Raw genomic sequence first — 20,433 nt, 5'->3', positions numbered from 1 at the left:
TTCCGATTCGCGCTCAAGGCTCCGAATCCGGGTTTGCCGCGTTTCTCGCGGCCCTCCACGCCGTGACGGAGCCTGGATTCGGGGCGAAGAGCCGCCGAGCTACATCATTGAACGCAGCCGCTTGATGTCTTCGAGATGCCCTTCGACGACAGGGGCGGCTTCGGCGGCGAAGGACCTCAGCTGCGCGTGATCGCCGCTGTCCCTGTAGGTTTGCATCAGCGTGACCGTCTCTTCATGCGCCATCAGCTGCTGGTCGAGATAGGTCGAATCGAAGGAATCGTCCGGCGCCTCCTCGAGGTGATCGACCATGGATTGCCGACGGCTGTCGAGCGTCTGCGGCGGCCGCGCGACGTCGCGCGCCTCGCTCGTCGAGAGCTTGTTCTGAAGGCGACGGGTGTTCTCGGTGTGATCCTCGATCATCTTCTCGGCGATCGCGCGGACAGGCTCGGAGCGCGACCGCTTCAGCGCGATCTTCGCGGCCGTGATCTCGTACATATCGCCGATCGCCGCATTCTCGACGAAGCTGTCCGCGTTCGTCGACATGGAGGCGCCCATTCGACCGACCATGCCGCCGATCGTATCGGTCACTTTGCCGACGAAGTGCTTCAGCGTTCCGCCTTGCTGTTGGTTCGCCATGGCTCGAGCTCCCAGTCGCGCCTCCGAAAGGAGGGCGCCGCGTGTCGCCATACAACGGTGAGCCGGCGCGCGGGTTCCCTTGTCGCCGTAGCGCGGCCGTCAATTTCCCATCGGCTCGCGAAATCTCGTCCGCGACCAATCGCGTCGGCGCGCATAGCCGTGGGGAAGCAGAAACGGCAGGCTGCTGGGCGGAACAGCGCTCAATTGCAGATCGACGCCGAAAACCGAGGCGACGAGACTGTCGGACAATATTTCGCCGGGCCGGCCCGCGGCCATGATGCGGCCCCCGGACATCACGACGAGCTCATCCGCATAGGCCGCCGCAATGTTGAGATCGTGCAGCACGACGAATACCGCGGCGCCCGCGTCGGCGATGTCGCGCGCGGCGTCCATCAGCGCCAGCTGATGGCGCAAGTCCAGGCTCGCGATCGGCTCGTCGAGCAGCAGCGCCTGGCGCGCGTCGACGCTGCGGCCGGCGAAGAGCTGGCAGAGCGCGCGTGCGAATTGCACGCGCTGCTGCTCGCCGCCGGACAGGCCGGAATATTCGCGTTCGCAAAGATGCAGCGCATCGGCGGCGGCGAGGCTGCGCGCCACTATGTCCCGCCGCTGCTGGCGCGACGAGGCGCGGCCGACGATGTCGAGCCCGAGGCTCGCGACCTCATGGACCGTGAAGGGAAAGGCGAGGCGGGCGCTCTGCGTCATCACTGCGCGGCGGTTGGCGATGCGCCAAGGCGGCAGACGGTCGAGCCTCTCGCCGCAATAGGAGATCTCGCCGGCATGCGCCGTCGCGGCGCCGGCGAGCAATGACAGCAAGGTCGATTTGCCGGCGCCGTTGGGGCCGATCACAATGGTGAGCCGGCCCGATTCGAGTCGTAGATCCGCTTGGTCGACCAGCGCTCGGCCGTCGACGCGGAAGGTGACGCCGCGGGCTTCGATTATCGCGCTCATGACCACACGCTCCTGTTCCGCCGCAACAGCAGCCATAAGAAGAACGGCGAGCCGATCGTCGCCGTGAGCACGCCGAGCGGCAGCTCCGCCGGCGCGGCGAGCACGCGTGCGAAAGCGTCCGCCGCGACGAGCAATGCGCCGCCGAGCATCATGGCGAGCGGCAGCAGGCGGCGATGATCGGGACCGGTCGCGAGCCGAACGATATGCGGCGCGACGACGCCGACGAAACCGACGACGCCGGCCGCCGCCACGCTGGCGCCGACGGCGAGCGCAACGAGCAGAATCGTGGCGGCCTTGATGCGCTGGACGCGGATGCCGAGATGAAACGCCTCGGCCTCGCCGAGCGCCAGCGCATTGAGCGCGCGGCCGAGCAGCGGCGCGGCGAGCAGCAGGGGCGTGACGATCGCGGCGACGATCGCTGTCTTGTTCCAGCTCGCGCCATTGAGGCTGCCGAGCGACCAGAAGGTCAGATCGCGCAGCTGGCGATCGTCGGACAGAAATGCGAGCAGGCTCGTCGCGGCGCCGGCGAAGGCGCTGAGCGCGACGCCGGCGAGCAGCATGGTCGCCATCGACGTCCGGCCCGCGCGCGTGGCGATGGCGTAGATGAGCAGCGTCGTGATGAGGCCGCCGCAGAAGGCGCCGATGGGGAGAAGCGCGAAAGGAACAGCCTCGCCGGCGCCGGCGAGCAGCCGGTCGCCGAGCACGATGGTCGCGGCGGCGGCGAGCGCGGCGCCGCTCGACACGCCGATCAATCCGGGATCGGCGAGCGGATTGCGGAACAGCCCCTGCATCAGCGCGCCCGAGGCGGCGAGCGCTGCGCCCACTTCGAGGCCGAGCAGAACGCGCGGCAGACGCAGATCGAGCAGCACGAGCGCGTCGCGATCGCCAGCGAGCGCGGCGTGGTCGACAATGGCGCCGATGAGAATGTGGAGCGTCTTGCCCGGCGGGATGGCGACGGCGCCATTCGCGAGCGCCAATACGAATGTGATGACGCAGATTGCGGCGAGACCAGAGGCGACGATGAGAAAGCGTCGACGCCGGCGCTCGACGAAACGCGCGATCGCCGTCGTATCGGGCTCGACGACGGCGGTCATCTGTCGCCGTCCAGCGGCGAAGAAAGAACTGGCGCGTCGGGATAGAAGGCCGCCATCAGCTCGCGCGCGGCCTGCGGCGCCCGCGGGCCGAAGCCGATGAGATAGAGCCCGTCGCGGATGAACAGCGAACGCGTCTGCGCCGCGGGAACGCCGGAGAAGCCGGGCAGAGAGAACACGTCCGGCGGCGGCGCGTCCGTCCCCATCATCACGATGGTCTCCGGCGCCGTGGCGGCGACCGCCTCGAGCGTCATCGGCTTATAGCCTTCGATGTCGGCGGCGACATTCTCACCCCCGGCGAGCGTGATGATCGCATCCGCCGCGGTGCCGCGTCCGCCGACCAGCGGACGTCCGTTCTGCAAAGAGAGCACGAACAGCGCGCGACGCTTCGTCGTGATCCTGGAGCGCAGAGCCGCGAGCTCGTCGAAGCGCGCGCGCACATCGGCGGCGAGCCGCGCTGCGGCGTCATTCGCATCCGCTGCGCGGCCGACGGCTTCGATCTTGGCGACGACGCCTTGCGCAGAGGGCGAGTCGGGAATCGTCGCGACGCGCACGCCCGCGTCGATCAGCGATTGGATCGCCGGCGGCGGACCGGCGCCCTGCAGAGCGAGAACGAGCGACGGGCGCGTCGATAGAACGCCTTCCGCCGAGAGCGCGCGGAAATAGCCGACATTGGCTTTCTCCTTCAGCGCCTGCGGCGGATAGAGGCTCGTCGTGTCGATGGCGACGAGCCGATCCTGACGTTCGAGCGCATAGAAGATCTCGGTGATCGCGCCGCCGACGGCGACGATGCGATCGGTCTCGGCGCCATGAGCGCGCGTTGCGATCAGCGCGACGGCCGTCAGCAGCGCGCGCAGGCATCGGAGTGCGGAACGTTGCGTGCTCACGGCTCTCTCACTTCGTCAGGATCAGCTTGTTGTTCGCGGTGATGCGCAGGCGATAGCGCTCGCCCGCGTGAAGGATCAGCGCTTCTCTGGCTTCGCCGAGCAGCTCTCCGATGGGAATTTCGCGCGGCTTGCGCGGCGCGTCGAAGGGCGGATCGGAAGCGGGAGCAGTGTGGTCTTTTTGCATGATCATCTCTCGCGATCATGAAGCATCGATAGGAGAGGCGCCCGCGTCAATCGCGCTCGACCTTTATTGGAAGGCTTGCAGACACAGCATCTGGAAGTCTTGTAAAGATGATTGGCCCCGATCGACCTTGAACAGGGCCGCCACTTGCGCGAAGCTACGTAAGCGTCTTCACGGGCGCCGAACAGCCAGCCAGCGGGGCCGTCGCGCCGAGCCAGCCAGCCAGACGAAAAGATTGCGTCCGGAGGGCTCATGCATCGCTCGTATCACCGCGCTCGGGCAAGCGCGGCTCTGGTTTTCTCTTCGACATTCGCGCTCGCGGCTCCGGCGCATGCCCAGTCTCCGCGCGCGGATTTCGAAGGATTGGAGACGATCAATGTCACGGCGACGAAGACGCAGGAGGCGCCTGTCGAGTCGATGACCGCGTCGAGCGTCGTCACGCGGAAGGAGATCGAGCGCTTTCAGCCTTCGACGCTCGCAGACATTCTGCGCAACGTTCCCGGCGTCGCGACGCAGGAGAGCCAGAACGATCCGGCGCAATCGATCAATATTCGCGGCTTGCAGGATTTCGGCCGCGTGAATGTCCTCATCGACGGCGCGCGGCAGAATTTTCAGATTTCCGGCCACAACGCCAATGGGACGTTCTATCTCGAGCCCGAATTTCTTTCGCAGGCGGATGTCGTGCGCGGTCCCGTCTCCAACATCTATGGCTCTGGAGCGATCGGCGGCGTCGTCTCGTTCCGCACGCGCGGCGCCGACGATGTGCTCGCGCCGGGCGAAAGATATGGAATCATCCAGAAGCTCGGCTCCGGAACCAATGGACAAGGCCTGCTCGAGAGCACGTCGCTCGCGACGCGGCCGACCGATTGGGCCGATGCGTTCGGGCAATTCGTCTATCGTCGGCGCACGCCCTATGAGGATGGCGAGGGAAAGACGGTCGCCGACACCGGCAGCGAATTGGTCGGCGGGCTGATGAAGCTCGCGGTCCGTCCCGACGAGGGTCATGCGATCACCGCGACAGCGCTGATGCAGAATTATCGTTTCGCCAACAATGGCACGAGCGGCTCGGGCACGCGCTTTTCCGACGATGTCGACGCCAACACATTCACGCTCGGCTATCATTTCGCCAAGCCCGACGTTCCGCTGCTCGATCTCGACGCGAAAGTCTACTACACGGAGACGCGCAATCGGCAGACGGTCCTGTCGCCGACCGCGACCTATCGCGCGCTCGGCGTCTCCGCCGGCGCCGGGCTCGAGGATCACATCGGCACATGGGGCCTCGACGTCCACAACACCGCGCGCTTCTCGACCGCGATGATCGATCATGCGTTGACCTTCGGCGGCGACAACGCCGAGGATCATGTGACGACCATCGACAACGCCGGCAAATTCGTCTCGGCGCTGACGCCCTCTGGCGATCGGCGTCTCTCCGGCGCCTTCGTGCAGGACGAGGCGCGCTATGGATCATGGCTGCGCGTGCTCGGCGCCCTGCGCTTTGACGATTACGCGCTCTCGGGCGGCGCCTATGGGTCGAGCGGCAGCCGATTGTCGCCGAAGATTACCGTCGGCGTGACGCCGCTTGCGGGCGTCGAGATCTATGGGACCTATGCCGAGGGCTATCGGGCGCCGTCGATCACAGAGACGCTGATCTCGGGGACGCATCCGTTCCCGGCGTTCAACATCCTGCCCAATCCCTATCTGAAGCCGGAGGTCGCGCATGACGTCGAGGTCGGCGTCAATGTCAAATATGAGGACGTGCTGAAGCCGGGCGACAAGATCAGAGGCAAGCTCAACCTCTTTCAGAACAGGATCGACAATTTCATCGATTTCCAGACGGTGGGGGGCTCCTATCTCGTGCCCTTCATCCCCGGCATGTCGACCGTCGTCTGCAACTTCGCGTCCTATCTCTGCTTCCCGATCACGTCCTACCAATATCTCAATGTGGCGAGGGCGGAGATTCGCGGCGTCGAGGGCGAAGGGGTCTATGATTGGGGCGGCGGCTTTCTCTCGGTCGCCGGCTCCCTCAACAGCGGCAAGGATCTCTCGACCAATGCGCCGCTCTACAGCGTGGCGCCGGGACGTATCACGACCAGTTTGGCGTTCCGCTTCCTCGACGCCGCGCTGACCGTCGGCGGCCGCTACACGGCGGTCGATCGCAGCCCCACCACGGTCACGACGCCGACGAAATCCTACGACTACATCGATCTCTTCGCCAATTACGCCGTGAATGACGCAGTGACGGCCAATCTGCTGCTGTCGAATGTGACGAACCGCAAATACACGCAATATCTCAACTCGCTGCCGAGCGCCGGCTTCACCGTGAAATTCGCGGTCGCCGTGAAATTCGCCTCGAATTGACGCGCGGCCTCGTGGAGACGTCGAGATGACCATGGTTTTTGCGAGCGGCGAAGCCGACGCCGCGCAGCCGATGGCGCGGCGAGCGCTCGCGCCGCCGACCCTGCGCCGTGATCGCGAGTCTTTCGTCTCGACCGTGTTGTCGCTGGCCGGTCATGGCGTCGTCCTCGCGATCTTCACGCTGACTGCGAGCCAGAGGCTCGCGGCGCCCAAGGGGGGCGAGCGGGCGCTCGAGGTGCAGATCGTCGCCGGCGCGCAGGAGAGCGTGGCGGCGCGGACGGCGGCGAATTTCGGGGAGGCGTCGGCGACGGAGCCGATCGCCGAAGCGCCGGACGAGACGCCGCTCGCATCCGCGCCTCTCGTCGAAACGGCGCCCGACGCGATCGTCGCGCCGCGGCGGGCGCCGGCGGCGCAAAAGCTCGAGCGGCGCGAGAGGCGGCCACGCGCCCATGCGCGCGTTCTGCCGAAAGGCGCGCCGCAGGCGCGTCGTCGCGAGCCTTCGGCGGACGACGGCGACGGACGGGAGCGCCTGCGCAGCCGCGCCGAGACTCGCGGCGGCGAGGCCGGCGGCTCGACCTTCGCCGGAACTGCGAGCAGCGCCAGCTATCGGGCGACGGCGCTCGCGCATCTCGCGCGCTTCAAGCGCTATCCGAACGAGGCGCGCGACCGTAATATCGTCGGCGTCGCGGTGGTGCGCTTCATCTTGTCGCCGGGCGGCGCCGTTCTCGCGGTGGCGCTGGCGCGATCGTCCGGCGCGCCGTTGCTGGACGAGGCGACGCTCGCCATGGTGCGGCGCGCGGCGCCCTTTCCGCCGATGTCGGACGGGGCGTCGAGCATGAGCATCACGGCCGGCGTCGATTATAATCTCAGATGACACCGATCGCCGCCGGCGATCCGCAGACGAGGAAAACAGCATGTTTATCGCGATGAATCGATTCAAGATCGTCAAGGGCGAGGAAACGGCCTTCGAGGCGATCTGGGCTTCGCGCCGCTCGCGGCTCGACGAGATGGAGGGCTTTCTCGCCTTTCATCTGCTGCGCGGCCCGGAGCGCGAGGATCACACGCTCTATGCGTCGCATACGATGTGGCGCGACAAGGAGAGCTTCCTCGCCTGGACGACCTCCGAGCAGTTCCGCGACGCCCATAAGGACGCCGGCAAGAACAAGCCGCTCTATCTCGGTCATCCGGAGTTCGAAGGCTTCGACAGCGTGCTCGAGCAGACCAATCCGGGGATCGCCGCGGCGGCCGAATGACTGGATCGCGGCGCGCGACAGTCGCCCCGCGTCGCGTCCTCGAACGTCGCCATTGCGCAGGGCGGCGGAGCAGAAAATTCGGCGCCGTCACGACCAGCCCCTATCTTAGGAGGGTTAACCGATCCGATCGGATCCGATAACGTTCCCGACGACAGAGGCGAAAGACGACAGGGCGGCGAATGTGGCGGCGCTTCGAAACCTCGACCGCGGCGGCGGGTCCCCTCCCCGACGCGGCCTATGTCGAGCTCATCGACATGCTGATGCGGCCGATCCTGCCTCCAGCCTTCATGGGCGCGACGTTGACCGCGGTCGGCCTGCTGCTCGCCTCACGCAAGCATGATGCGCTCATCCTCGTTCTGACCCTGCTGGCCGCGCTCGTCTGCGTCGCCTGCGTCGGCTTCGTTCTCGCTTATCGGAGGCGCGCGGCGGCCGGGCCGATCACGCGGGCCGAGGCGCGGCGATGGGAGCGCCTCTATGACGCGGCCGTCTACGCCTATGCGGTGATGCTCGGCGCCATCAACGCGCATGCGCTCACCATGGGCCACCCGCCCGATTCGGCGCTGGTGCCGATGCTGGCCTGCACTCTCGCTTTCGTCTTCGGCAGCGGCGCGACCTCCAATGTCGGCTTCGGTCCCAGGCTGTGCAGAAACGCCCTCGCCCTTTCGACCGGACCGACGGTCGCCGGCTTTCTCTATCGCGCCACCGGCGCCGCCGACCCCCATATCGTCGCCGCCTTCCTTCTCGAAGCGGTTCTGCTGACCGGATTCGCCTGCGCGGTGGTGCAATGGGCGTCGCGCAATCATGTGACAGCCCGCCGCCAGCTGATGACGAAGCTGGATCAGGCGGCGCTGGCGAGGCGCGACGCTCTGACCGGCCTCGCCAATCGCGTCCATCTGCGTGAGCGTTTCGAGGATAGCGTCGCAGCGCTCGGCGCAGAGGACGGCGCGCTGGCGATCCATTGTCTCGATCTCGATCGGTTCAAGGCCGTCAACGACCTGCACGGCCATCTCGTCGGCGACGCCTTGCTGCGCATGGCGACCGAGCGCCTCGTCGGGACGCTGCGGAGCGAGGACACGGCGGCGCGCCTCGGCGGCGACGAATTCGTCATCGTGCAAACCGGCATTCGCCACGAGGACGAAGCGCGGCTGCTCGCGCATCGCATCATTCGCGTTCTCTCCGCGCCTTATGAGATCGATGGGCGGGAGATTCGCATCGGCGCCAGCATCGGCGTCGCTCTCGCGCCGCGCGACGGTCTGGCGCTGGAGATATTGTGCGAGCGCGCCGACGCGGCGCTCTATCGGGCCAAGCGCGATAATCGGGGCGGCGTGGCGCTCTGCGGCGATGCGCCGCCGTCCTCCCTCGCGATTTCCTGACCTTCGGATCGTCGTCCGATCCGGACGGCCGCTCTGGCGCTCTAGCCGGGCGGCGTGTCGTGTCTCGGGCTCTGCTTCTGCCGCTCATAGGCGTCCACGATCGCGCGCAGCATCGGGCCGAAGCGGTCGGCGAGCTCGGCGCAACGCGTGGAGCTGATCATCTCGACGCCGCGGCGCTCGCTGCGGATCAAGCCGGCCTCTCGCAGCACGCGAAAATGCTGAGACAGCGTCGATTTGGGCAGGCGGCAGTCCTGGACCTCGAGAAAGGTCGAGCAGTTGCGCCCGCATTCGGACGCCGCCAGCCGGGCGAATATTTCCACGCGCACCGGGTCGGCCAAGGCGTAGAGAATTCCCTCGACCGTGATCTCGTCGAGGCGCGGATGGTGGAGCGTCCTCATGACCCGGCACTAGCACGATTTGACAGATCGCGCTTTAGTTCGTAAAAACCGAACTATTGAATTAACAGAAGGGCCGAGAACATGGGCAAGCTCCAAGGAAAGATCGCGGTCGTCACTGGCGGAAGCAGCGGAATCGGGCTCGCCACGGCGAAGCTCTTCGCGGCGGAAGGCGCGAAGGTCGTCATCACCGGGCGACGAAAGCCGGAGCTCGAGGCCGCGGTGGCCGAGATCGGCTCCAACGCCTTCGGCGTGCAAGGAGACGTCGCCAAGCTCGACGATCTCGACCGTCTCTACGCGGAGGTGAAGGCTCGGCATGGGCGCATCGACATTTTGTTCGCCAACGCCGGCCTGGCGCGGCTCGCGCCGCTCGAAGCCGTCGACGAAGCGCATTTCGATCTTTTGTTCGGCGTGAATGTCAAAGGCCTGCTGTTCACCGTGCAGAAGGCGCTCCCCTTGTTCTCCGCCGGCGGCGCGATCGTCCTCAACTCGTCGGTCGCGAATACCAAGGGAATGCCGGCCTTCGGCGTCTACTCGGCCACCAAGGCCGCCGTGCGCTCCTTCGTGCGCAGCTGGACCTCGGAGCTGAAGGATCGCGGCATCCGGGTCAATGCGATCAGCCCCGGTCCGATCGAGACGCCGATCTTCGACACGCTGGGATTGCCAGCCGAGCAGGTCGCCGAGTTCGGCGCGAATATTTCGCAGAGCGTGCCGCTCGGCCGCTTCGGCCGGCCGGAAGAGATCGCCGCGGCCGTGCTGTTTCTGGCCTCCGACGCGGCGAGCTATGTCGCAGGCGTCGATCTCTACGCCGACGGCGGCATGGTCGCCGTGTAATCGCGCGATCGCGCTTCGCAGAGGCGGCGCCGCATTCGTCGGCGCCGCCCGCCACGGGCCAATGCGCGCTGCGGCAATTTCCGGCAAAGCGCGACGCGCGCCGGCCGCCGCGATTGACACGCCGCGCCGGCCATTAGCTAATCGCCTCCTGCCGCAATGGCGTCCTCACGAGGCGAAGATTCCGTGTCGATCAAGGTCGCGCTCCACCATGTCACTCATTATAAGTATGATCGGCCGGTCGCGCTCGGGCCGCAAGTGGTGCGTCTGCGCCCGGCGCCGCATTGCCGCACACGGGTGCCGAGCTATTCGCTGAAGATCCTGCCGACGGGCCATTTCATCAATTGGCAGCAGGACCCGCATGGCAACTGGCTGGCGCGGCTGGTGTTTCCGGAGAAGGCGGAAGAATTCCGCATCGAGGTCGATCTCCATGCCGAGATCGCCGTCTACAATCCCTTCGACTTTTTCATCGAGCCCTTCGCCGAGCAATTCCCCTTCGCCTATCCGCAGGAGCTCGAGGCCGAGCTCGCCTCCTCGCGCGAGGTCGAGGAGCTGGGCCCGCTCGCGCTCGCCTTCGTCGAGAGCGTGCGGCCGAGCGCGCCGGCCCGAACGGTCGACTATCTCGTCGAGCTGAACGCGCGCCTGCAGCGCGACATTCGCTATGTGATCCGCATGGAGCCCGGCGTGCAGGCGCCGGACGAGACGCTGGCGCTCGGCACGGGCTCCTGCCGCGACTCGGCCTGGCTGCTGGTGCAGGTTCTGCGCAGCCTCGGCCTCGCGGCGCGCTTCGTCTCCGGCTATCTCATCCAGCTGAAGGCCGACGTCGATCCGATCGAGGGGCCGACGGGAACCGATCACGACTTCACGGATCTGCACGCCTGGGCGGAGGTCTATATTCCCGGCGCCGGCTGGATCGGGCTCGACGCCACCTCCGGCCTCTTCTGCGGCGAGGGGCATCTGCCCTTGTGCAGCGCGCCGCATTATCGCTCCTGCGCGCCGATCACCGGAATCGTCGAGCCGGCGGAAGTGGAGTTCGGCTTCGAGATGCGCGTCGAGCGCATTCGCGAGGCGCCGCGGATCACCGCGCCCTTCTCGGACGAGTCGTGGGCGCGGCTCGACGCGCTCGGCGAACGGGTCGACGCCGATCTCGCCGCGCAGGATGTGCGGCTCACCATGGGCGGCGAGCCGACCTTCGTGTCGATCGACGATTTCCAGTCGGCCGAGTGGAACACCGCCGCCGTCGGCCCCACCAAGCGCGCGCGCGCCGACGATCTGGTGCGGCGGCTGCAGCAGCGCTTCGCCCGCGGCGGCTTCCTGCATTATGGCCAGGGCAAATGGTATCCGGGCGAGAGCCTGCCGCGCTGGGCCTTCGCGCTCTATTGGCGCAAGGACGGCCAGCCCGTCTGGCGCGATCCCGATCTCGTCACCCGCATCGGCGCGCCCAGCGTCCCCACCGCCGAGGACGGCGAGCGTTTCGTCAATGATCTCTCCGAACGTCTGGGCCTCGGCCCGCGCTATGTGATCCCGGCCTATGAGGACCCGGCGCACTGGCTGCTGAAGGAGGGCTCGCTGCCGATCAATGTCGATCCGCTCGATTCGAAGATCGACGACGCCGAGGAGCGGGCGCGCATGTTGCGCGCCTTCGAGCGCGGCCTGTCGCGCCCGACCGGTTTCGTGCTGCCGGTGCAGCGCTGGAACGCGCTCGCGGAGCGGCGCTGGGTGTCGGAGCGCTGGCCGCTGCGGCGCGGCAAGCTGTTCCTCATGCCCGGCGATTCGCCGATCGGCCTGCGCCTGCCGATCAATTCGCTGCCGTGGATTCCGGCGGCCTCCTATCCCTATTCCTGGCAGCAGGACCCGACCGAGATTCGCCGGCCGCTGCCGGATCCCTTCCATCTGCAGCAAATCTACGAAACCAACGCGCTCGCCGCGCCGCCGGACGTCAGCCCGCAGTTGGAGGTCGAAGGCGCGGTGCGCACCGCGCTCGCCGTCGAGCCGCGCAATGGCGCGCTCTGCGTGTTCATGCCGCCGGTCCCCACGCTCGAGGATTATCTCGAGCTGCTGACGGCGGTCGAGACCACCGCCAAGGCGCTAGGACTGCCCATTCACATCGAAGGCTATCCGCCGCCGGTCGATCCGCGTCTCGAGGTGATCAAGGTGACGCCCGACCCCGGCGTCATCGAGGTCAATGTCCATCCCGCCGATTCCTGGCGCGACGCCGTGGCGACGACGACCGGCCTCTATGAGGACGCGCGCAACGCGCGGCTCACCGCCGATAAATTCATGGTCGACGGCCGCCAGACCGGTTCGGGCGGCGGCAATCATGTCGTGCTCGGCGGCCGCACGCCCTTCGACTCGCCCTTCCTGCGCCGTCCGGACCTCTTGAAGAGCCTGATCCTCTATTGGCAGAGGCATCCCGCGCTCTCTTATCTCTTTTCCGGCCTCTTCATCGGCCCGACCAGCCAGTCGCCGCGCGTCGACGAGGCGCGCCATGACTCGCTCTATGAGCTCGAGATCGCCATCTCCAATGTGCCGGAGGCGGGGACGACCGGCTTCCCGCCCTGGCTCGTCGACCGCCTGTTCCGCAATCTGCTCGTCGACGTCACCGGCAACACGCATCGCGCCGAAATCTGCATCGACAAGCTCTATTCGCCGGACGGGCCGACCGGCCGGCTCGGCCTCGTCGAGTTTCGCGGCTTCGAGATGCCGCCGGATGCGCGCATGAGCCTCGCGCAGCAATTGCTGCTGCGCGCGCTCGTTGCCTGGTTCTGGCGCGAGCCGCAGCAGGGCGCGCTCATTCGCTGGGGCACGGCGCTGCACGACCGCTTCATGCTGCCGCATTTCGTCTGGCGCGATTTCCTCGACGTCCTCGGCGATCTGCAGCGCGCCGGCTATGCGTTCGAGCCGGAATGGTTCGAGGCGCAGCGCGAGTTCCGCTTCCCGCTCGCCGGCCGCGTCGAGCATGGCGGCGTGCAGCTGGAGGTACGGCAGGCGCTGGAGCCCTGGCACGTGATGGGCGAGGAGGGCGCGGCCGGCGGCACGGTTCGCTTCGTCGATTCGTCGGTGGAGCGCGTCGAGGTGAAGGCCGACGGCTTCGTGCCGGGCCGGCATGTGATCGCCTGCAACGGCCGCCGCGTGCCGATGTCGAGCGCCGGAGCCTCCGGCCTCGCGGTCGGCGGCGTGCGCTACAAGGCGTGGCAGCCGGCCTCGGGGCTGCACCCGAACATAGCGGCCCATTCGCCGCTCACCTTCGACATTATAGATTCATGGAGCGAGCGCTCGCTCGGTGGCTGCGTCTATCACACGGCGCATCCGGGCGGTCGCAACTATGATACGTTTCCGGTAAATTCACATGAGGCGGAGGCCCGCAGGCTCTCGCGGTTCCAGGATCACGGCCACACGCCCGGCCGGGTGCGGCCGCCGCGCGAGGAGCCGGCGGGAGAATTTCCGCTGACCTTGGACTTGCGGAGGAGCTGTGCCGGCTGAACGTCCGATCGACCCGAACGGGGAGGCGTCGCGTCGCGTCGCCTCCTGGCTCGAGCGCTATGCGCCGCCGGCCGGCGTGCCGGACGAGCTGGTCGGGCTGGACGGGCGCGTGCGCGCGCATTGGAGGCGGCTGCTCGACACTCTGGCCGGCCTCGGCCGCGACGACATCGACGATCGCTTCGCCGCCGCCGGCCGGCGCATTCGCGACATGGGCGTCTCCTATCGCGTGCTCGGCGAGAGCAAGGAGCGCAGCTGGCCGCTGAGCCGGTTGCCGCTGCTGCTGCCGCAGGCCGAATGGCGCGAGATCGAGGCCGGCGTCGCCCAGCGCGCCGAGCTGCTCGATCGCGTGCTGCGCGACGTCTATGGCGAAGGGCGCCTCGTGAAGGAGGGCGCGCTGCCCGCCGCCGTCGTCGCCGGCTCGCCCGAATATATCCGCCCCATGGCCGGCGTCGCGCCGCCGGGCGGGCGCTGGCTGCGCTTCTACGCCGCCGACATCGGCCGTGGGCCGGACGGGCGCTGGTGGGTGCTCGGCGATCGCGCCCAGGCGCCGTCCGGCGCCGGCTATGCGCTGGAGAACCGGCTCGTCCTCGCCCGCACCTTCCCGCGCCTCTATCGCGACATGAAGGTGCAGCGGCTCGCGCCCTTCTTCCGCGATTTCCGCGCCGGCCTCTCCAAGGCGGCGCAGCAGAAGGACCCGCGCATCTGCCTGCTGACGCCGGGACCGTTCAGCGAAACCTATTCCGAGCAGGTCAATCTCGCCCGCTATCTCGGCCTGCTGCTGGTCGAGGGCGCCGATCTCGTCACCAGCGAGCGCAAGCTGCATGTGCGCACCATCGCCGGGCTGAAGCGCGTCGACGTCGTTTGGCGGCGCGTCGACGCCGACTGGTGCGATCCGCTGGAGCTGAACGCGGCCTCGCAGCTCGGCGTGCCGGGCCTCCTCGACGCCATCCGCGACGGCAATGTCACGCTCGCCAACATGCCCGGCGCCGGCCTCGTGGAATCGCGGGCGCTGCTCGGCTTTTTGCCGGCCCTCGCGCGCCGCCTGCTCGGCGAGGATCTGCGGCTCGCCAATATCGCCACCTGGTGGTGCGGGCAGGACGCCGCGCGCGACGAGGTGATCGCCTCGCTCGAGGAGCGGGCCGTCGCCCCCGCCTTCGGCGAAAATCTCGCCGGCTTTCCGGGCCGGCGCGTCGCTTTGGGCGGAGAGTTCGACGCGTCCGAGCGCGCGCGCCTCGTCGATCTCATGCACGCGCGCGGCATGGATTATGTCGGCCAGGAGGTCGTGCAATTGTCGACGACGCCGGTGTGGCGCGAGGATGGTCTCGCGCCGCGCCCTTTTGCGCTGCGCGTCTTCGCCGCCGCGACGGCGGACGGCTGGCGGGTGATGCCCGGCGGCTTCTGCCGCGTGTCGGACCGGCTCGACGTGCGCGCCATCACCATGGGCGCGGGCGCGCAATCGGCGGATGTCTGGGTGCTGGCCGACCGGCCGATCGACAACGCCTCCCTGCTGCCGACCAGCGACGACATAGAGATCGTGCGCATGGTCGGCGATCTGCCGAGCCGCGCCGCCGATAATCTCTTCTGGATGGGCCGCTATATCGAGCGCGCCGAGGCGACCTTGCGGCTCGTGCGCTGCCTCTGCAATCGCCTCACCGAGGCGGATGCGCCCAATTACAGCGGCCGCCAGCCGATCGAGCGGCTGGAGCGCATCCTGCTCGCCTGGGGCGCCGCGCCCGCCAAGACTCCGCGGCTCGCGGCGGCGGAGTTGGCGCAGGCGGCGGCCGCCGGCTCGGAGGCGCCGGGATCGGCGCTCAGCGTCGCCCGTTCCGCGCGTCAGGCCGCGTCCATCATCCGCGAGCGTCTCTCGCAGGACATTTGGCAGCTGATCAATCGGCTCGAAAGCCGGCTGCAGGAGCTCGGGTCCGGCCTCTGCTCGGAGCCGGAGCTGCTCGAGACGGCCGAGCAGTCGCTGCATATCGTCGCCGCGCTCTCCGGCCTCATCGACGAGAATGTCAATCGCGTCGCCGGCTGGTCCTTTCTCGATCTCGGCAAGCGCGTCGAGCGCGCCATCAACGCCTGCCGCTTCGCCCGGGCCTTCGCCGACGAGGGCGCCACCATCGACAGCCTCGACACGCTGCTCGAGCTCATCGATTCGCAGATTACCTATCGCTCGCGCTATCTCGCCGGCGCGGCGCTGGCGCCGGCGCTCGACATGGCTTTGCTCGATCCCTACAACCCGCGCTCGGTGTGCTTCCAGGTGACGCGCATCGACGAGCATCTCGCGGCTCTGCCGACGCTGCGTCACGACGGCTTGCTGGAGCAGCCGCGGCGGCTCTCGGTCAAATTGCGCGCCGAGATCGAGGTGGAGGACGCCGTCATGCTCGACGCGACGCGCATCTTCGCCATCGAGCAGCGCCTCATGAGCCTTGCGGACGCTCTCGCCGGCCGTTACTTCCTGCAAGGCTCCAACGCCGCGCATTTCGAAGAGCCTGTCCGTCTCGCGTGATCTACGACATCACCCATGTGACCACCTACAGCTATGAGGCGCCCGTCGCCTCGGCGCGCTGTGCTTTGCGGCTGCTGCCGCGCAGCGACGGCGGCCAGAGCGTGCTGTCCGGCCGCATCGATGTGACGCCGGCGCCGCACGATTGGCGCGAGCGCGTCGACTTCTATGGCAACCGGGTTGCCGAGGCGCGTATCGACGCGCCGCATGTGAAGCTCGGAATCGCTATGCGCTCGCGCGTGCGCGTCGAGCGGCCGGCGCCGCCGGCCGAGGCGGCGACGCTCTCCTGGGAGCGCGTGCGCGCCGATGCGATCGGCGCCGCCTCGCTCGACTCTCATGCGCCGGCCCATTGGCTCTATCCGAGCCGGCTGGCGCCGCTCTACGAACCCGCCACGACCTATGCGCGCGCGAGCTTTCCGCCCGGCCGGCCGATTCTCGAGGGCGCGGCGGAGCTGATGCGGCGCATAAAATCCGATTTCGTCTATGACCCGAGCGCGACCCACGTCGCCATGCCGCTCGCCCGCGCCTTTCAGATGCGCAGCGGCGTCTGCCAGGATTTCACCCACATCATGATCGCCGGCCTGCGCGGCCTCGGCCTGCCGGCCGCCTATGTCAGCGGCTATATTCGCACCATCCCGCCGCCGGGCGGCGCGCCGCTCGAAGGCGCGGACGCCTCGCACGCCTGGATGTCGCTGTGGTGCGGCGAGACCGACGGCTGGATCGACCTCGATCCGACCAACGCCATTCTGGTCGAGAACGACCATGTCGTCATCGCGATCGGCCGCGACTATGCCGATGTCTCGCCGATCGACGGGGTGATTTTTTCCGCGGGCCGCCAGAAGCTTGACGTGAGCGTCAGCGTCACGCCGGTCGAGGCCGCGGCCGCCGCCGCAGGCTAGAATTCTTCGCTCGAGCGAACGGCCTCCCCTCGACGTCCCTTCTCGGGACGCGTGTCTGCTCTCGCAAATTGCGTCGCGTCTACAATTTATGCGCGAGATAATTGCCAACTGTCACGAATAAGTTTAATTTATATGCAACTCATAGTTGAGTGATTGCAGCAGGCGGCGTCCCGACATGCGTCCTCGCGTCCTTTTTGCGCTCATCCTGTGTCTGTCGCTGCTCGCGCAGGCCTTTCCGGCCAGCGCCCTGTCCTCCGCCGTTCTCGATCAGCGTCTCGCAGCGCGTGTTTGCGCCAACGACAGTCACGATGACCCGGCTCGCGACGATCGGCGCCAGCGCTGCGATCATTGCCTCCTCTGCGAATCGTCCTCCGATCATCCATTCCTGCTCGAGCCGGCGCGCTGCGCCGCCGCGCATGAACCTGGTCCGCGCGTCCTGCCTGCGCGGCCCGACGCCGATCGCGACGTCCCGGAGCGCCTGCTCGATTCCCACAGGGCCCGCGCTCCACCCGCCTGAGCGTTCTTCTTCCTTTCCGTTCCGATCCTGAAGAGCCGTCCGTCCCTCGCCGTCGCTCATTGCGCGGCGAGACGGCCGGGCTCGTCCCAGACGCCGGCCGCAATGGCCGTGGGAGACGCTCATGTCCAACGAATTTGTTTCCGCTCGAGCGACGCGCCGCTCACCCGCTTGCGTAGCTGTCGCGCGCAACACGGCGCCGGCGCGAAGCTCCGACACGATGACGGCTTGCCGGGGAGGGCGCCGCTGATGCGCTTCTCGCCCGCCGCCATCGATCAGCTCTATCGTCGACACAACCGTGCATTGCAGGGGCTCGCGCGCCGCCAGGTCGGGCGGGAGGACGCCGAGGATGTGGTGCAGGAGGCCTATCTCCGCCTGCTCGAGCTCGAGAACGCCAATCGCATCGTCGACGCCCGCGGCTATCTCTATCGCATCGCCGCCAATGTGGCGCTGGACCTCCTGCGCAAGCGCAAGACGCGCTCCGCCTGCGTCGTCGAGGATGTGGAGTACGAGGCCGTTTCCGGCTCCGATTCGCCTTTCACCACGGCGGCTGAAGAGGCCGTTCTCCTGCGCAATCTGCAGGCCTCGCTGGCGCAGCTGCCGAGCGCCTGCTGCGAGACCTTCCTGCTCAGCCGGCTCTATGGCATGACCTTTCCGGAGATCGCCCGCCGTCTCGGCATCTCGCTGCGCACCGTCAACCGCCATATGAGCCGCACCGTCGATCATTTGCAGACGGCGCTCGACGGAGGGGCGGGGAGGTCGGCCGAGGCCGAGCCCGAGGCGCGCGCCGCTCGAGCGCGGTCGCGACCGCGCGCCGAGCTGCGGCCGTCGGTCGCATAGAGTAGAAAGCGGAACGAATCCGAGGAGCCCCGGGGCTCCTCGCTCTCGCGTCTCTGGACTCGGCCGGGGTCTTTGCCCAAACTGCGCAGGCTCTCGCGTGCGCGCCCTTCGGCGCCCCGACCCGATTGGACGCTCAGAATTGGACGCCCCCTTGCCGCTCGCGCATCCCTTCATCGTCGCCCGCGATCCGCAGGCGCCGCCGGCCGGCCTCGCGGGCGCGGTGGTCGCGATCGGCAATTTCGACGGTCTGCACCGCGGCCATAGGGGCGTCATCGCCCATGCGCAGGCGCTCGCCCGCTCGCTCGGCAAGCCCTGCGCGCTTCTGACCTTCGAGCCGCATCCGGCCGACGTCTTCGCCGGACGCTCGGTGATCTTCCGGCTGACGCCGCCGGACGCCAAGGCGGCGCTGCTCGCTCGTCTCGGCCTCGACGGCATGGTCATTCTGACCTTCGACAAAGATTTCGCGGCGCGCCCGCCGCGGGAATTCACCGAGGAGATTCTCGCGCGCCGGCTCGGCGTCTCGGCGGCCGTCGCCGGCTATGATTTCTGCTTCGGCGCCAAGCGCGCCGGCAATCCGGATTTCTTGCGCGCGGAGGGGGAGCGGCTCGGTTTTGCGGTGGAGATCGTGCCGCGCGTGACGCAGGACGAGGCGGGCAGCCTCGAGGCGGTCTCCTCGACGGCGACGCGCGAGGCGCTGCAGTCCGGCGACGTCGAGCTCGCCGCGCGGCTGCTCGGCCATCCTTATTTCGTCGAGGGCGTGGTGCAGGAGGGGCGCAAGCTCGGCCGCACGCTCGGCTTTCCGACCGCCAATATCGCGCTCGATCCCTCGAGCCGGCTGCGCCACGGCATTTATGCGGTGACGCTCGAGGCGGGCGGGGTCGTCCGCGAGGGCGTCGCCAATTTCGGCCGGCGCCCGACGGTGGAGGAGCAGGGCGCGCCGCTGCTCGAGGTCTTCGTCTTCGATTTCGACGGCGATCTCTATGGCGAGACGGTCGAGGTCGCCTTCATCGGCTTCATTCGCGGCGAGGCCAAATTCCCCTCGCTCGACGCGCTCACCGCGCAGATGCGCGACGACGCGCAAAAGGCGCGCGAGATTCTGGCCCGCCATCCGCGCTGACTTCTGTCAAGGTCCGAGCAACGCGCCGAGAATTTCGCCGAACTCCTCCGCGAGCGTCCCTCGCGCCGGCGCACGGCCGGCGCGGGCATACCAATAGCCGGCGTTGCCGAGATCGCCTTCCTTGCGATGCAGATAGGCGTGCGCCCACATGGAGAGCGCATCGTCGCGCGTATCGACGCATTTGTGCGCGAGGTCCCACTCGCCCCGCGCGTCGCGCCAGAGCGCGAGCAGCGCCGGCTGGAGCGCCGGCGGCGTCGCGGCGCCGAGCGAGGCTTCGAATTCTTCCCGGGTCATTTTGGGCCTCCGGTCGACCGATCAACTCGTCGAAGTCTGGGTCGATGGCTGCTTCATGAACGAATTCAAGGATCCCGGCCAGACGCGCCGCTACGAAGAGGTCGTCACCTCCGCGAGCAGGAAGACCCATCTCGCGCAAGCTTCGCTAGGGGATTTGCGTCGCGCGCGCCGCTCGGCGTCGCCGAATGGAGAAATGGTGCTGCAAGAGAGGATTGAACTCTCGACCTCTCCCTTACCAAGGGAGTGCTCTACCACTGAGCTACTGCAGCATCCGTCCGCGTGGCGAAGCGGGTTCGCCCGACGCGTCTTCTCGGCCTTGTGCCACAGGGCCATCGCATAGGCAAGACGCCCTATGCGTCTCGCTGTTCGAGATCGGCGATCGCCGGCAGCGTGTCGGCCACGGCGCGGCGCAGCGCGTCGAGCGGCGCGTCCGCCTGCTGGCCGGCGGCCAGAGCCGCCTCGCAGGCGTCCGCCGCCCGCGCCACGGCCACGGCGCCGATGGCGGCGGCCGAGCCTTTCAGCGTATGGACGAGCTCGCGCCGCTCGCGATCCGGCGGCGCGCCCTCGAGACGGCGGACGATGTCGCGGGCCTGACCCACGAACAAGGCCAGCAGCTCCCTCGCGAGCTCCTCGTCCCCCGCCGTCGCCTCCTCGAGATGGGCGAGTTCCATGAGGCCCGAGGCGTCGCCCGGCTGCGTCCATAGAGTCATGCCTGCTCCTCTCGTCGCGGCGGCGCCTCGCAGCACATTTTTTTGTGGATGGACCGCGCGCTGGCGGCTCGCCTCGTCTCGCCGCCCGTGCATTGGCGACGTATTCTTAATCGAATCAAATTT

The 20,433-nt window shown here is 68.0% G+C and carries 19 protein-coding genes and 1 tRNA gene; 10 read left to right on the top strand and 10 right to left on the bottom strand.

Annotation, left to right across the window (positions count from 1 at the left end; all coding sequences use genetic code 11):
* Nucleotides 1–99 precede the first annotated feature (99 nt).
* The 5 genes from CQW49_RS12725 to hemP all read right to left on the bottom strand — a co-directional run bounded on the left by CQW49_RS12725 (nucleotide 100) and on the right by hemP (nucleotide 3,746).
* The gene (locus CQW49_RS12725; protein WP_003609263.1) at nucleotides 100–636 is read right to left on the bottom strand and encodes a DUF4142 domain-containing protein; all 537 of its coding nucleotides are present in this window, start codon (nucleotides 634–636) and stop codon (nucleotides 100–102) included.
* Nucleotides 637–735: 99 nt separating this feature from the next.
* Complete coding sequence (locus CQW49_RS12720; RefSeq protein WP_003609266.1) at nucleotides 736–1,584, bottom strand: heme ABC transporter ATP-binding protein; 849 nt, start codon at nucleotides 1,582–1,584, stop codon at nucleotides 736–738.
* Nucleotides 1,581–2,678, bottom strand: a complete 1,098-nt coding sequence (locus tag CQW49_RS12715) for a FecCD family ABC transporter permease (protein ID WP_003609268.1) — start codon at nucleotides 2,676–2,678, stop codon at nucleotides 1,581–1,583. Before CQW49_RS12715 ends, CQW49_RS12720 begins: the two co-directional genes overlap by 4 nt.
* Nucleotides 2,675–3,562: a heme/hemin ABC transporter substrate-binding protein gene (locus CQW49_RS12710; RefSeq protein ID WP_003609269.1), complete on the bottom strand. Its 888-nt coding sequence runs from the start codon at nucleotides 3,560–3,562 to the stop codon at nucleotides 2,675–2,677. Before CQW49_RS12710 ends, CQW49_RS12715 begins: the two co-directional genes overlap by 4 nt.
* 7 nt (nucleotides 3,563–3,569) lie before the next feature.
* Complete coding sequence (gene hemP, locus CQW49_RS12705) at nucleotides 3,570–3,746, bottom strand: hemin uptake protein HemP (protein ID WP_003609270.1); 177 nt, start codon at nucleotides 3,744–3,746, stop codon at nucleotides 3,570–3,572.
* Nucleotides 3,747–4,106: 360 nt separating this feature from the next.
* Here hemP and CQW49_RS12700 point away from each other — a divergent pair, with 360 nt between their 5' ends.
* The 4 genes from CQW49_RS12700 (at nucleotide 4,107) to CQW49_RS12685 (ending at nucleotide 8,724) form a co-directional block, all read left to right on the top strand.
* Nucleotides 4,107–6,101, top strand: coding sequence for a TonB-dependent hemoglobin/transferrin/lactoferrin family receptor (locus CQW49_RS12700; RefSeq protein WP_244441310.1), 1,995 nt, complete (start codon nucleotides 4,107–4,109; stop codon nucleotides 6,099–6,101).
* 25 nt (nucleotides 6,102–6,126) lie between these two features.
* Nucleotides 6,127–6,972 carry an energy transducer TonB gene (locus CQW49_RS12695; RefSeq protein ID WP_003609276.1) on the top strand — a complete coding sequence of 282 codons (846 nt, stop codon included), beginning with the start codon at nucleotides 6,127–6,129 and terminating at the stop codon, nucleotides 6,970–6,972.
* A gap of 40 nt (nucleotides 6,973–7,012) precedes the next feature.
* Nucleotides 7,013–7,351, top strand: coding sequence for a heme-degrading protein HmuQ (gene hmuQ, locus CQW49_RS12690; RefSeq protein WP_003609277.1), 339 nt, complete (start codon nucleotides 7,013–7,015; stop codon nucleotides 7,349–7,351).
* Between the two features lie 179 nt (nucleotides 7,352–7,530).
* Entirely contained in the window at nucleotides 7,531–8,724 is a 1,194-nt protein-coding gene (locus CQW49_RS12685; RefSeq protein WP_003609279.1) for a GGDEF domain-containing protein, read from the top strand.
* A 41-nt stretch (nucleotides 8,725–8,765) separates the two neighbouring features.
* On the opposite strand, the gene CQW49_RS12680 is transcribed toward CQW49_RS12685, so the two are convergent.
* Entirely contained in the window at nucleotides 8,766–9,122 is a 357-nt protein-coding gene (locus CQW49_RS12680; protein ID WP_003609281.1) for an ArsR/SmtB family transcription factor, read from the bottom strand.
* An 81-nt stretch (nucleotides 9,123–9,203) separates the two neighbouring features.
* Between CQW49_RS12680 and CQW49_RS12675 the strand changes: the two genes are divergently transcribed.
* The 4 genes from CQW49_RS12675 (at nucleotide 9,204) to CQW49_RS12660 (ending at nucleotide 16,835) form a co-directional block, all read left to right on the top strand.
* Nucleotides 9,204–9,953 carry a glucose 1-dehydrogenase gene (locus tag CQW49_RS12675; RefSeq protein ID WP_003609283.1) on the top strand — a complete coding sequence of 250 codons (750 nt, stop codon included), beginning with the start codon at nucleotides 9,204–9,206 and terminating at the stop codon, nucleotides 9,951–9,953.
* Between the two features lie 183 nt (nucleotides 9,954–10,136).
* A complete protein-coding gene (locus CQW49_RS12670) occupies nucleotides 10,137–13,433 on the top strand; it encodes a transglutaminase family protein (RefSeq protein WP_003609284.1) in 3,297 nt (1,098 codons plus the stop codon).
* Complete coding sequence (locus CQW49_RS12665; protein ID WP_003609286.1) at nucleotides 13,423–15,939, top strand: circularly permuted type 2 ATP-grasp protein; 2,517 nt, start codon at nucleotides 13,423–13,425, stop codon at nucleotides 15,937–15,939. Before CQW49_RS12670 ends, CQW49_RS12665 begins: the two co-directional genes overlap by 11 nt.
* Nucleotides 15,936–16,835 (top strand): transglutaminase family protein, encoded by a 900-nt coding sequence (locus tag CQW49_RS12660; protein ID WP_003609288.1) that lies wholly within the window; start codon nucleotides 15,936–15,938, stop codon nucleotides 16,833–16,835. Before CQW49_RS12665 ends, CQW49_RS12660 begins: the two co-directional genes overlap by 4 nt.
* Nucleotides 16,836–16,974: 139 nt before the next feature.
* Here CQW49_RS12660 and CQW49_RS12655 read toward each other — a convergent pair whose 3' ends face one another.
* Nucleotides 16,975–17,328, bottom strand: a complete 354-nt coding sequence (locus CQW49_RS12655; RefSeq protein WP_003609290.1) for a hypothetical protein — start codon at nucleotides 17,326–17,328, stop codon at nucleotides 16,975–16,977.
* 270 nt (nucleotides 17,329–17,598) lie between these two features.
* Here CQW49_RS12655 and CQW49_RS12650 point away from each other — a divergent pair, with 270 nt between their 5' ends.
* Entirely contained in the window at nucleotides 17,599–18,189 is a 591-nt protein-coding gene (locus CQW49_RS12650; protein ID WP_003609293.1) for an RNA polymerase sigma factor, read from the top strand.
* A 139-nt stretch (nucleotides 18,190–18,328) separates the two neighbouring features.
* The gene (locus CQW49_RS12645) at nucleotides 18,329–19,306 is read left to right on the top strand and encodes a bifunctional riboflavin kinase/FAD synthetase (RefSeq protein WP_003609295.1); all 978 of its coding nucleotides are present in this window, start codon (nucleotides 18,329–18,331) and stop codon (nucleotides 19,304–19,306) included.
* Between the two features lie 6 nt (nucleotides 19,307–19,312).
* On the opposite strand, the gene CQW49_RS12640 is transcribed toward CQW49_RS12645, so the two are convergent.
* The 3 genes from CQW49_RS12640 to CQW49_RS12630 form a co-directional block, all read right to left on the bottom strand.
* Nucleotides 19,313–19,600: a hypothetical protein gene (locus CQW49_RS12640; RefSeq protein ID WP_003609297.1), complete on the bottom strand. Its 288-nt coding sequence runs from the start codon at nucleotides 19,598–19,600 to the stop codon at nucleotides 19,313–19,315.
* Nucleotides 19,601–19,794: 194 nt separating this feature from the next.
* Nucleotides 19,795–19,869 (bottom strand) — tRNA-Thr (locus tag CQW49_RS12635).
* 81 nt (nucleotides 19,870–19,950) lie between these two features.
* Nucleotides 19,951–20,310 (bottom strand): Hpt domain-containing protein, encoded by a 360-nt coding sequence (locus CQW49_RS12630; RefSeq protein WP_003609298.1) that lies wholly within the window; start codon nucleotides 20,308–20,310, stop codon nucleotides 19,951–19,953.
* Nucleotides 20,311–20,433: the final 123 nt, after the last annotated feature.

Source organism: Methylosinus trichosporium OB3b, assembly GCF_002752655.1.
In the GTDB taxonomy this organism is placed as follows: domain Bacteria; phylum Pseudomonadota; class Alphaproteobacteria; order Rhizobiales; family Beijerinckiaceae; genus Methylosinus; species Methylosinus trichosporium.
This window is presented reverse-complemented; position numbering and strand designations above follow the sequence as displayed.